The 13361-nt window shown below is 70.4% G+C and carries 6 protein-coding genes; 4 read left to right on the plus strand and 2 right to left on the minus strand.

The features are described from left to right. Positions 1-10: 10 nt before the first annotated feature. Positions 11-2317: an esterase-like activity of phytase family protein gene (locus O7631_RS07375; RefSeq protein WP_278143583.1), complete on the minus strand. Its 2307-nt coding sequence runs from the start codon at positions 2315-2317 to the stop codon at positions 11-13. A 54-nt stretch (positions 2318-2371) separates the two neighbouring features. Continuing rightward, positions 2372-3466: a hypothetical protein gene (locus O7631_RS07380; protein ID WP_278143584.1), complete on the minus strand. Its 1095-nt coding sequence runs from the start codon at positions 3464-3466 to the stop codon at positions 2372-2374. A gap of 142 nt (positions 3467-3608) precedes the next feature. Here O7631_RS07380 and O7631_RS07385 point away from each other — a divergent pair, with 142 nt between their 5' ends. The 4 genes from O7631_RS07385 to O7631_RS07400 all read left to right on the plus strand — a co-directional run bounded on the left by O7631_RS07385 (position 3609) and on the right by O7631_RS07400 (position 13290). Then, on the plus strand, positions 3609-4361 hold the full coding sequence (locus O7631_RS07385) for a TIGR03089 family protein (RefSeq protein ID WP_278143585.1): 753 nt from the start codon (positions 3609-3611) through the stop codon (positions 4359-4361). A gap of 402 nt (positions 4362-4763) precedes the next feature. Continuing rightward, positions 4764-9695, plus strand: coding sequence for a carbohydrate-binding protein (locus O7631_RS07390; protein WP_278143586.1), 4932 nt, complete (start codon positions 4764-4766; stop codon positions 9693-9695). A 194-nt stretch (positions 9696-9889) separates the two neighbouring features. Continuing rightward, positions 9890-10585: a hypothetical protein gene (locus O7631_RS07395; RefSeq protein ID WP_278143587.1), complete on the plus strand. Its 696-nt coding sequence runs from the start codon at positions 9890-9892 to the stop codon at positions 10583-10585. Positions 10586-10692: 107 nt separating this feature from the next. Continuing rightward, positions 10693-13290, plus strand: a complete 2598-nt coding sequence (locus tag O7631_RS07400; protein ID WP_278143588.1) for a right-handed parallel beta-helix repeat-containing protein — start codon at positions 10693-10695, stop codon at positions 13288-13290. Positions 13291-13361 lie beyond the last annotated feature (71 nt).

The raw sequence follows: 13361 nt of genomic DNA on the forward strand, positions 1-13361 counted from the left end.
TGGCGGTGGGTCAGTTGCGGCCGAAGACCTTTCGGCTGGAGCCGAGCCGCAGGAGCACCGTCTCGCCGGTGGCGTCCTGCACCGCGTCGTTATCGGTGATCGCGTACACCTCGCCGTTGCCGGCCACCGTCAGACCCTCGAGCTTCTCCTGGGTCCAGCCGTTGGTGGCGCGCAGCGCGGGCAACACGTCGACGGCGAGCGTCTTCGGCAGCACCGTCAGCGGACCGGTGGCCGCCGCACCCGGCAGCGGCACCGTGTAGATCCGCTTGACCGTGGCCGCCGGGCCGTTCAGCTTGTCCCGCTCGATGACCGCCAACCGGTCGCCAACCACGGCGATCTCGGAGAGGCCCATCCAGTCGCCGGGCACGGTGGTGGTGCCCAACTGGTAGCCGAACCAGCTCCAGGTGCCCGCCGTGACGTCGTACCGGCCGAGTCGGACGACGCCAACCGGGTCGGTGCTCAGCTCCCGTTGCACGGCCACCCAAACAATCTCCCGGCCCTGCCGGTCGGTGGTCGCCGTGACGCCCTCCAGGCCCTGCTTACCGAGACCGGCGGCGACCTCGGCGGGCAGCGCCACGGTCTGCCGGGTCACCCCGGCCGCGTCGAGCCGGACCAGCCTGTTCTCCGCGCCCTTGGCGCCCTCGACGGCCAGCCAGAAGCCACCCTGCGGACGGGCGAAGACGCCCTCCGCGTCGTACCCGACGGGTGCGCCGGCCGCGTCCTTCACCGGCAGCGCGCCGGTGATCACGGCGGGCGTCCGCTTCGCGTCGATGCTGAGGATGCGGGTCGGGGTGTACGCCGCGTCGGTGATGCTGTAGAGCTGGTCCCGCTTGCCCGGTGCCGCGCTCAACGCGCCGAGCGCGCCCCAACCGATCGGTGCGCCGCCCCGGTCGGTGCCGGACACGATGCTCGGGAACGTCGGCGTGCCCTTACCGAGCTGGAAGAGCGACACCGACGCCCGGACGTTCACCGACGCGTCGTCCTCCTCGCTGGAGACCGCGAGCAGCCCGCGCGACGGGATCGGCAGCAGCCCCTCCGGCCCGTTGGTGGTCGGCAGAACCTGCTTGAACACCGGTCTGGTGGGGTTGGTCAGGTCGTACACGGCGACGAAGTTGCTGCGTTCCGAGCCGACGAACGCGTACCGCACACCGTCGTACTCGGCGACCGCCACGCCCTCCGGCTCGGTGCCCTTCTTGCCGGCCCGGTCCTCGTTGTGCAGCCCGTACGTGACGGCGAGCCGCTCGAAGGTGTTGCCGGCGTCCCAGGCGACCCGGCCGCTGCGGCTGTCGAAGACGGACCAGCCGCGGGTGCCGCCGTGCCAGTCACCCTCGTTGGCCGTGGCGAGATACCGGTCGTCGATCCAGGCCACCGCGTCCGGCTCGCGCGGGACGTCGGTGATGCTGCCGGTCAGGTCGATGACACCGTCCTTCCTGGTGTCGATCCCGCTGATCGTGGCGGTACCCGCGCTGAACACCCGGGTGACCCGGCCGGTCGGCAGGTCGACGAGGACGACGCCGTTGTTCTCCTGAAGTGTCACGGCCAGCTGGTTGCGGCTGTTGATCGAGACGTACTCCGGTTCCGGGTCGGTGGGCGCGGCCAGGCCCGCCTGGACCAACGCGGGCAACGCGCTGCCGTCGGCGCCGGTCAACGCTACCGGGCGCAGCCGCCAACCGGCCGGGGACTTCCCGGTCAAATCGACGATCTGCACGAAACCGGCGGGTGCCTGGGGCAGGTCGCCCTCCTCGCCGCCGGGCGGGGTGGCCTCCTCGTCGCGCTCGTTCTCGATCGCGATCGCGGCGTACCGCTTGTCAGCGCTGATCGCGATCGAGTCGGGCTGGCCGCCCAGGTCGAAGCTGGCCACCCGCTTGCGGCTGGCCAACTCGATCACGTCGAGCCGACCGGAAGGCTCGGTGAAGCTGCTGCTGGTGTTCACCACCACCAGCACGTACTTCCCGACCACGGCGACCGAGGTCGGCTCGTCCTCGGCGTCGCCGAGCTGCGCCAGGGAGAGCGTGCCGAGGCCGCGCGGCCGGTCGGCCCGGGAGATGTCCAGGAAACCGATCCGCTTGGCCAGCGCGTCGGTGTGGATCAGGGTGCGGCCGTCCTCGCTGACCGCCGAGATCTCGGCGACCGTCGCGGTCGCCGGGTCCTCGCCGGCCGGGCGGTTCTGGAACACCGGGTACGTGGCGACCCGGTCGAAGGCGAGAGACGCGCCCGGGTGGTGGTGTCCACCGGCCGACGCGGGGGTGGCCCCGGTCAGGCTGGCGGCGGCGACACCGGCGGCGGTGAGCGCGGTGAATGCTCTTCTGAGTGTCAAGGACTTCCTCCGTTAGGTCGTACCCGCACGGAGGCTGACACCTGTCGGGGAGCATCAGCTTGCGCCGACGTGAACAGCGGGCGAAGCACGGCGCAGCCGCCACCAGGCGCCGCCGACCAGGGCCACGGTGATGACGGTGACGGCGACGTCGCCGGCCAGGGCCGCCGCCGGGCTCGCCGGGGAGTAGGGCGGCACGAGGTACGCGAAGGCGGCGGCGGTGACCAGGCTCGCCGAGCCGGCGACGAGTACGTGCCGCTGCCCCCAACCGCTGCGCGACGACCAGTAGGCGATGGTGGCGCCCACGATGGCGGCGGGCCCCAGCGCGATGGCCACACCCGTCCAGCCCGGCGTGAGGTCGCTGCCGAAGCGGACGAGGACGACCAGCAGGCCCACCCACAGCGGATGCGGCACCCGGCGTGCGCGGCGCGGAGAGGGGCGACGCCAGCGCGGCAGCGCGGCCGTCGCGACGAGGGCAAGGGCCAGCGACGTCGCGAAGGTCAGTTGCAGTGGGCTGGCCAGGAAACCCTTGTCCCCGTGGATGTCCGAGAAGATGAACAGACTGCCGAGCAGGTAGACCAGACCGACGACGAGGAGACCTGGTCGACCCAGCCATGGCCGGAGTCGGCGGTCCGCCCCGAGGAACGACTCGATCAGCACGATCGGCGCGCAGATCGTCAGCACGATGTGGTTGCCCACGTAGTCGAAGGCCTGCCGGAGGCTGAATCCGAGCCCCGGCACCAGTGTCGCCTCGGCGGTGGCCCGGGTGTCGGCGTACTGGGTGTCGTCGAGGAAATCGGGGTTGAACAGCGACTGGTCGACCAGCCCGGCCTGGAGTACCCCGAACGCGGCGGCGAGCAGCACGATCGTCGGCCAGCCCGCGCCGAGGTGCCGGGCGGTCTCCCGGACCAGGATCGCCGCGCCGCCGTACATCGGACCCAGGAAGATCAGCACCGGGAGGAAGTCGTCGATGGCGAACCCACCCCACGAGCACTCGGCCGCCCAGGGCGCGAGCAGCAGCAACGCGACCACCGGCAGGAGTCGACGGTGCAGGGGGAGGCGGCCATCGGTGGCGGCACGGTCGGTGGTGACACGGTCCGTGGCGGAGTGCGGCGGGGCGGTGCTGTCGGCGGGGTCGGGCTCGGTCGGCATCTGCGCTCCTCGGCGGCGCGTCGGGGGTCGCCTGTCACCGTGCGGTGGCCACCCGGCCAGCCGCTACGGCCATCGGCCGACGACGGGAGCGACCAAAGTCGTTGAGTACTGTGGTGCCGACCTCGACCCGGGGAGCGTGGAGATGCAGCCAACCGTCACGGCCGACCTGTCGGTCCCGCCCGCCGACGCCCAGCGCCCGATGCTGAGCTACCGCGACGAGGCGACCGGTGAGCGCGTAGACCTGACCGCCCAGCAGGTCGGCTCCTGGGCTGCGCGCAGCGCCGGCCTGCTGCGAGACGGCTGCGGGCTCGGCCCCGGCAGCCGCGTAGCGGTGCTGCTGCCGCCGCACTGGCGTACCGCAGCGGTGTTGTTGGGCGCGTGGGCCTGCGGCCTGGCGGTGTCGTTCCGGCCCCGCGCCACGGCGGGCCTGCCGGTCCTCGAAGCGGGCGGCGACCGGCCGTTCGACGCGGTCCTCGTGACGCCGGAGCGGCAGGACGACTGGCTGGAGGACGTGCCGGACGCGCCGCACCGCTACCTCGTCGGCACCGGGCCGGGTCCGCTGGCCGATGTGCCGTTGGGCTGGTTGGACTGGTTCGCCGAGGTGCTCCGCCACCCCGACACCACGCCCGACCACACGGCCATCCACCCGTCGGACCCGGCCACCGCGGACGGCACCACCTACGGCCAGTGGGGCGCTGTCGCCCAGGGCATCGCCGAGATGCTGGACCTGCGTGCCGGTGATCGGCTGCTGGTCGACGCGGCCGAGCACGAGGAGCCGTTGAAGTGGTTGCTCGCGCCGCTCTCCGCCGGCGCGTCAGTGGTCATCAGCGCCAACCTCGACCCGGCGCAACGGGACGCGGTCGTCGCCGCCGAACGGGTGACCCGCGTCCTCTGACCGCCGAGGACGCACCTTTGCCTTGATCGACTCCAGATCGCCGAAGTGGGGCCATCGATCCGCTCGGACACCGCCACTTCGCCGAGGTGGTGCCTGTGGTGAACGCCGAAAAGCTCGGTTGATCAACTAACTGTTCACCCGTACACCGCCCGCCTCTCATCAGGCTTGGCTGGCACGTTCGCCCAGAGGCGGCAGGGTCATCCAACGGCCGCGCCGCCGGCGTGCCACCGCACCTGTGGACCGTGGCGCTGGCATGTCCTCGACCGCTCGCGTCCTCGCAGTCCCGTGGTGGATCTTTTCGCACGTCGGTGGCGATCACTGATCCGTCCACCAAGGAGAGACCCCGCCATGACGCACGAGAGACGTGCGCGTAGGAAGCGAACACGTGGACTCCTGTCCGCCGTGGCGCTTCTTCTGCTCGCCGGACCGGCGACCACCCTCAACCCCACCCTCGCCGGGGCGCAGGCGACCGCGACCAGTGGCAACACCCCGCTGATCAACCTCACCAACGGGCAGAACGTCGAGGGCAAGGTCCCCGTCGTCGTCGAGCCGGTCACCGAGAACGACTCGGTCACCACGCTCGCCGTCGACGGCGACAAGATCGACGCCGACCGGACCGCCGGCACCGCCCACTTCGCCTTCGAGATGGGCGGCAACGGCACCGAGGCCCGCTACCGCAACTACATCACCGTGAACGGCCGCACCGCCGAGGCCGACCGGGTCTATCTGCCGGACATTCCCGGCGGGCAGGTAGGCAGCCTCGACTTCCCGGGCGACTGGCTGCGGGTCGGGGCGAACACCGTCACCGTCCACGCCGGAGCGGCCTGGGTCGACACGACCACCAAGACCGCCGTCGGCTACGAGGAGTTGCCGAACGGCGAGGGCGGTCGCTGCCCCAACTACGACGACTACGCGCTGAGCAGCATCAGCCTCAGCCTGCTCGGGGTGGTCGCCGACGGCGAGCAGAACCTGTTCAGCTACAGCTTCGGGGACGGCACCTGCGGCAGCTCCGCGAAGCTGCTCAACCAGGACCTGACCTTCGTCATCTCCGGTGCGCCGGGCAGCACCTCCGGCCTGCGCACCGACCTCGACACCACCAGGCTCAGCAACGGTACGCACACCGTCAGCGCCACCACGGTCTCCGGCGCGAAGACGTCGGTGACTGTGGACGTCAACAACTCTCCGGCCGGCGCGGCGGCTGTCACTCCCGCCGACGGTGCCCGCGTACGCGGGACCCGCCCGGTGATCGCGGCGCTGCCCAGCGGCGGCAAGGAGCACGTCGAGTCGCTGGCGATCGACGACAGGCCCGCCGAGAACGCGGAGACACTGGCTGCCGGCACTGCCACCCTCGGCCTCACCGTCGAGGCCGGCAACTCGATCGAGGCGCGGTACCAGAACTATGTGCTGGTCAACGGCCACCGCGTCGACGTCGGCGGCGACTACGGCGCTACCGGCGTGGAGGACGTCAAGCTGGCGTTCCCCACCCGGTTCCTGCATCTCGGGGACAACGTCGTCGAGGTCCGCACCGGCGACTACAACGGCACGCTCAACGGTGCGACCTGCGCCAACCACGACGACTTCAAGCTCACCCGGGCCGCGTCGAGCCTCACGCTGAGCACGGCGGGCACCGTGACGGCCGGCAGTACGTTCGTCGTCACCACCAGCGGTACGACAGTGACGAAGGCGGAGACGACAGCCGCCTCGCTGGCGTTGGGCGACGGCACCTGCGGGCCCAACAAGGAGGCCGAGCTGCACTTCACCGTCGAGGGCGCACCGACGACGCGCACCGTCGACACCCTCGGCAGCGGGGGCGACGCGCACCTGAAGGTGTTCGTCGGTGGCAACGGCAGCGACAACGGGTACGACAACAAGGTGCTGGTCAACGGCATCCCGCTGGAGATCGGAATGTGGGAGAAGGAGGTCGCCGACCTCAGCTTCCCGAACGAGTGGCTGGTGCCGGGTGTCAACGCCGTCGAGTTCGTGGCGGGCAACGACCGTGGCAGCGCCAAGCCGGGCGGCTGCGACAACTTCGACGACTTCACGCTGCGGGACTTCCAGTTGCTGCCGACCGGCGCGAAGGCGACGCAGCTGACCCGGTCGATCGCGCAGACGACGGTCACCATCGGTTCGGCCAGCTACCCGGCCGGTTCCCAGGTGACCACGTACGTCGGTGACGGCACCTGCGGCAGCAGCTTCAACGGGGTGCTGACCAAGATGGTCATGTTCGACGTCACCGCGCCGGACGGGTCGGCGTTGCCGGCGTTGGGCAAGCGCGCTGACGTCGACACGACGACGATCGCGGACGGTGCGCACACCATCACGGCGGTCGTCGGGGACAAGACCTCGACGCGGCGCTTCACCAGCGACAACACCGCCCCGGAGATCGAGAGCAGCGTCCCGGCCGCCGGGCAGCGGCTGACGTCGACGGTTGCGCTCGACGTCCGGATCAAGGACGCCACCGGGTTGGCCGGGACGCCGGTCCTCACGCTGGACGGCGCGGCCGTCAAGCAGGGTGACCAGATCGGCCACGGCCTGCCCGCCGGGGAGCACACCATCGCGGTGACGGCGACCGACGCGCTCGGCAACACCGCCACCCGTGAGGTGCGGTTCAGCAGCGCCAGCATCCCGGACGTCCCGACCGAGCTGAACTCGACGGTCAAGGGCACCGACCCGCTCTCCGCCGAGTTGTCCGCCCGAATCCCCGGAGCGGAGGGTGTCGGGTTGACCGCCACCTTCACCAAGGCCGACGTGGTCCTGCCGACCGCCGGCTACCAGGGTGAGGCGGCCGACGTGCCGACCGCGCTCGACGTCCAGCACGACAAGACAGTGGACGTCACCTCGCTGCGTCCGCTCGACGGCGCGACGGTCGACAGCGCGTCCGGCCGTGGGGTGGTCTTCCAGCGGTACGACCTGCCGCTGGCGGCGGCCAAGCAGGAGCCGACGCTGCGCTGGTCGGGCACCATCGACCCGGCCCGGATCGTGGCGCTGCGGGTCTGGAACCCGGCCACGAAGAAGTGGGTCGTGCTGACCAGTTCCCGTGGCCAGGCAGGGCAGGACACCGTCCTGACCGCGCAGGTGGAGGCCGGTTACCGCGACGGTGGCGTCGTGCACGTGCTGGTCACCGGTGAGGACCCGTTCGCCGACGACCTGTCCCCGCGCGACTCGACGGCGCAGAACGACAAGGACCGCTTCGAGGACCCCGCGTCGTACGACTTCTCGCTGGCGCACTTCACCGACACCCAGTACATCACCGAGGGTGCGGCCGGCGGCACGTACGACGACTTTGACGGTAACGCCGAGCCCTCCGACGTCGAGACGGCCGAGGAGCAGGCGATCTGGTCGGCCGCCTACCGCGACCAGATGCAGTGGATCGCCGACAACGCGGACAGCCGCAAGATCGCATATACGGCCCACACCGGCGACATCATCGAGAACGACTACTACGACCCGTTGGCGAAGAACCCGGACGGTTCGCTGAAGCGGCCCGGCCTGCACGAGCAGGTGGAGAAGGAACTCGCCGTCGCCTCCGGCTTCCAGAAGATCCTCGACGACAACGGCGTCGTCAACCAGGTCATCGCCGGCAACCACGACGACCAGTTGGGCGCGGAGACCGGCCCGACCTCGCGGTTCAGCCGGACCTTCAGCGCCGACCGGTACTACGGCACGGCGAAGTCCTGGCCGAAGGGCACCGAATACCACGCGTGGGACGAGGTGACCAACGCCGACGGTTCCGTCACGCCGGGCACTGACAACCAGAACAACTACCTGCTGTTCTCCGCCGGTGGACTGGACTTCGTCGCGGTCGGCCTGTCGTACGGGGTGACGCCGGCCGAGGCCAAGTGGGCTGACTCGATCTTCAAGCGGTACAAGGACCGCAACGGGATCCTGCTCTCCCACGACTACCTGAAGCCGTCGGCCAACCCCGACGGGCGCGGGGCGGACTTCTCCGCGCCGGACGGCTCGCCGCTGTTCAAGCAGGTCGTGGAGACCAACGCGAACGTCTTTTTGGTCCTCGCCGGTCACGAGCACGGCGTCGGCACCAACCTGAAGTCGAAGATCGGCGTCACCGTCAGCCACGACGTCGTCGAACTGCTGGCGGACTACCAGTTCTACACGGTCACCGCCGCGGAGCTGTGGCCGAGCCAGGTCGCCCCCGACGGCACCATCGACGTCAACGGGGACGGCAGGCCGGACCACAAGGCCACCGACCGGTTGCAGTTCGGGGCGAGTTTCCTGCGCCTGCTCCAGTTCGACGTGGACCGCGCCGAGATGCACATCGACACGTACTCGCCGTTCCTCAAGAACTTCGGGGCGACCGAGTACGACATCCGCCAGGACGGCAGCCAGACCAAGCCGCGCTACAACGGCTCGGAGGACAACCTGACCCTGCCGGTGGACCTCAGCACCCGCAAGACGTCGTTCACCACCGACTCGCTCGCCGCGTACGTGCCGTCCGGCACGATCGGCACCGACGAGGTGACAGCGAACGGGGTCGCCACGACGACCTGGGGCAAGCTCCTGCCGGGCACCTCGTACGGCTGGATCGTCTCCGCGAAGAGCGCCGACGGCGGTGAGGCGGTGGCCCAGCCGGCCGTGTTCCGTACCGCCAAGCAGGTCCCGACGATGACCGTCACCGCCGCCCCGACCGCCTGGGGCGCCGCGGCGACGGTGACCGTCAAGGTAGCGGCCGGCAGCACGCCGGTCACCGGCGCGGTGGAGTTGCGCGAGGGTACGACAGTTCGTGGCTCGGCCACGCTGACGAACGGGACCGCCACGTTCACCCTGCCGGTGGGCCTCGCGGGCGGGCAGCACAACCTGACCGCGTCGTACCCGGGCAGCGACCACCTCACCCCGGTCGAGGCCAGCGCCACAGTGACGGTGAACCTGCCGGCGGAGTGGAACCCGTCGACCGTCTACAACGACGGGGACCGGGCCACCTACCAGGGTCGGGTCTTCCGGGCCTCCTGGTACACGAAGAACCAGAAGCCGGGCGCCGACGCCAACGGCGCGTGGCAGGAACTCGCGATGACCGAGGACGGCACCGCGATCTGGACCGCGTCGCGGATCTTCAACTCGGGCGATTTCGCCATGTACGACGGCAGGAAGTGGCGGGCCCAGTGGTACACCCGCAACCAGAAGCCGGGCGACCGCAACGGCTCCTGGGAGGAGATCGCGCCCACCCCGCCGGACAACAGCCCGGCAGCCTGGACGCTCACGAAGGTCTACAACGCGGGTGACCGGGTGTCCTTCAAGGGCCACGTGTACGAGGCCAAGTGGTGGACGCGCGGACAGGAGCCCGGTGACAAGAACGGCCCCTGGAAGCTGATCAAGTAGGCAGGTTCGCGATACGCCGGCCCGGGACCGCATCGGTCCCGGGCCGGTGCGTTTACCGCCTCACCCTTCCGGTGGAGTCGACAGGTTCGGCCGCTCTTCACGTTCTGCCTGCTCATACGCTTCGCCGAAGGCAGGTGCGTGGTCTTTCCACAGTGGCGGGGGCGATGGTGGTGTCGAGGCGTACACGTCGGGCTGTGGTTTCGATGGTGGCCGGTGCGTTGTTCGCCCTCGGGGTGGTCGCGCCCGGCCCGGCGGCGGCCCCGCTGCCCCGCGCGGCCCAGGCCGACGGCGACGTGACGCCAGTGCCGACCGAGCCGCGCCCACCGCAGTTGCCGGCGGACTTCCAGGGCACCGGCCGGTACATCGTGCGCGACCTCGGCATCGACGTGCCGTTCACCTGGCAGGGCCGCGACGGCAACAGCCAGATGGTCGCCGGCGGCCCGGAGCATCCGATCTGGTTCACCAACCTGATCTACGAGAACACGCTCTACACGCTCACCTACAAGTGGCCGAACATCCCGCTGTTCCCGCCGCGCGAGTGCAGCAAGGTCCCGGGGTTCTTCAACCGGCAGATCTTCAACGACAAGCTGAAGACGTCCCGTTTCGTCGGGCCCGAGATCCTTCAGGGGGACAAGGACCGGCACGTCGACCACTGGCGGGTCGGTGTCGTCGGAGGCTCCACCGTGCCGGGGGAGTTCTTCCGGTTCCCGCTCGCGCTCGGTGACATCTACGTCGACCAGCGCGACCCGACCCGGTGGTGGCAGGTGCTCCAGTTCGGCCTCCAGAACCTCTTCGACCCCGAGTTGGACGAGTGGTTCACGATGGACAGCTTCGACCACCGCCCCGGCCAGGTGACCCTCCCCGACCGCTGCCCACCCCCGACGCCCTGACACGGCCCGTCCGATCGACAGATGGACGGTGGTCGAGGGACGCTCGGGCACGCCCTCAGCGGGGTAGGCTGCCGCGGCACACCATCCCTGATCATCGTGGGGCATTCATGAAGAGAGCCGTTCGCTCCCTGCTCGCGCTCGTACCACTGGTCGGTGCCGCGACTCTGGTCGGGCCGGTGATTCCCGCTGCCACCGCGGCTCCCGCGCCCTCCTCCGCCTCGGCGGCGCCAACGTCCACCGGCTCGGAGCTTTTCGTCAGTGCGACGGACTGCGTGCCCAACGGCGACGGCAGGGCCGAGTCGCCGTTCTGCACCATCTCCGCGGCCGCGGCCGTCGCGCAGCCCGGTCAGACCGTGCTGGTGCAGCCGGGGCTCTACCCGGAGAGTGTCGCGGTCACCCGATCGGGCACCGCAGCGGCGCCGATCACCTTCAAGGCAGTCAACACCCGGGACGGCGTCGTCCGGGTGGGCAGGTACGGCGCGGACACCGGCACCGGATCGGTCTTCACCCTGCGCCAGGTGCACGACGTCGTCGTCGAGGGCTTCGCCGTCTACGGGCGCACAGAGGTGCCGGTCGTTGTCGACGGCGCGTCTCGGGTCACCGTCGACGGCGTTTCCGTCACCGGAACCAGCCGGCCCCTGATCAAGGTCACCGGTGGTTCCACCGATGTGACCATCAGCCGGAACTTTCTGAACTCCCCGGGTACGACCGCGCTTGCCGTCGAGGGCGACTCGACGGGCACGATGGTGATCGCCAACCAGATTCCGAACGGCGGGATGGATCTGACCCGGGCCGCGGGCGCCATAGTCACCAACAACACCATCCAGGCCGGGTGCGCTCCGGGCATCACGCTCGTCGCCTCGCCGGGTGTCACTGTCGCCAACAACATCGTCAAGCCCTTGCCGGACCAGAGGCTCTGCGAGGGCGAGCCGACGGTGAAGACGGCGATCATGGTCCTTCCGGTGGAGGTTCCGCAGACCACCGTCCACCACAACCTGATCGATCCGACCACCGGCTGGGCCCTCTACCGCTGGGGCGCGACCACGTACCGGACGCTCGGAGACTTCCAGGCGGCCACCGGGCAGGGCGCGTTCGACATCGTCGCCGACCCGCTGCTCGACCCCAGGTTCGAGGACCGCGGCTTCATCGCGCTGAAGCAGAGCTCCCCGGCCATCGACTCCGCCGACGCGAACGCACCCGGGGTGCTGGCCACCGACCTGATGGGCAACGCCCACGCCGACGACCCGACGTGGGCGAATACGGGCACGGGCAACGGCTACCACGACCGGGGGGCGGTTGAGCGGCTCGGGCCGACCACCCTCCGGGTCGAGCGCCTGCACCGGACGATCGGCGCCGGCCCCCTGGACACCACGCTCCGCGCCAGCGCCTCGACCCAGTGGACGACCGACGGGCCGATCGGATCCTTCGTCTACCAGTACGGTGACTCCCCGCTCTGGCGGGGCGGCACGCCGTCGCTCAACGAGAACCACCGGTTCCGTCGGGCGGGTAGCGCCTGTGTGCAGGTGCAGTGGAGCACGACCGGCTTCCGGTCCGCTAGTGCTAGCTCCCCGAGCTGCACGGTGCTCGGGGCGCACTACACGGCGGTGGCGCCAAAGCGGCTCCTGGACACCCGGTCCGCGGTCGGCGTGGGTACCAGCACTCCGGTGCCGCCGAAGTCCGAGGTGGTGGTGCCGGTCGACAGCATCGGCGGCGTGCCGGCGGCGGACATCAGCGCCCTGGTGCTGAACGTGACAGCGACCCAGCCGACGGCCGCCGGGTTCTTGACCGTCTACCCGGACGGCACGAACGCGCCGACCGCCTCGAACGTCAACTTCGTTGCGGGAGAGACGGTGCCGAACCTGGTGACCGTACCGATGAGCAACGGAAAGATCAGGATTCGCAACAGCAGCGGCGGCACTGTGCACGTGGTCGCCGATCTCCAGGGCTGGTACGCGGAGGCCGGCGACGGATTCGCCACCCAGCCGTTGACGCGGGTCCTGGACACCCGCACCGACGGCGGCGCGCTCGCGCCGAACGGCACGCGCACGCTCAACCTGGACCGGAAGGTCTCGCCGGGCGCGACGGCCGTCGTCCTCAACGTCACCGTCACCGCGCCGACGACCAGCGGCGTGTTGAAGGTCTTCCCGTACGGCTCGCCCGTGCCAACCGCGTCGAACCTGAACTTCGTCGCCGGCCAGACCATCCCGAACCTGGTGATCGTGCCGGTGACCGACCTCAAGGCGAACATCCACAACCAGAGCTCCGGCAGCGTCCACGTGATCGCGGACCTGGCCGGATACTTCGGGGTGGACGGGCAGCTCAGCTACGTTCCGAACGGGCCGTTGCGGATCGCCGACAGCCGGGACGCCACGGGCCTGCCCAACCGGGGAGGCGCGAAGCCACTTCAGCCGTGGGAGTCGGTGAACATCAGCCCGTACGTCGACAACCTGGCCTGCTGCGTGACGGCCGCCGCCGTGGTGGCGAACCTTACCGTCACCGCGCCGGCCAGCTCCGGTTTCCTCATCGCGCATCCGGGCGCCGAGGCGCGTCCGCCGGTGTCGAACCTCAACTTCGTGACGGGCGAGACATCGTCGAACCTCGCCATCGTGGGGACCAAGGGCGGACTGAACCTCTACAACAGCAGCTCCGGCACCGCCCATGTGGTCGCCGACCAGGCGGGCATCTTCGTCACCCCGCAGTACTGACCGTCCCGGCAGTGGCCGCGCCCCCGTCGGGGCGCGGCCACTGCCGATGTGTCTGGACGGAACGAGCCCGG

Origin of the sequence: Micromonospora sp. WMMD967 (genome assembly GCF_029626165.1) — a bacterium.
In the GTDB taxonomy this organism is placed as follows: Bacteria; Actinomycetota; Actinomycetes; order Mycobacteriales; family Micromonosporaceae; genus Micromonospora; species Micromonospora taraxaci.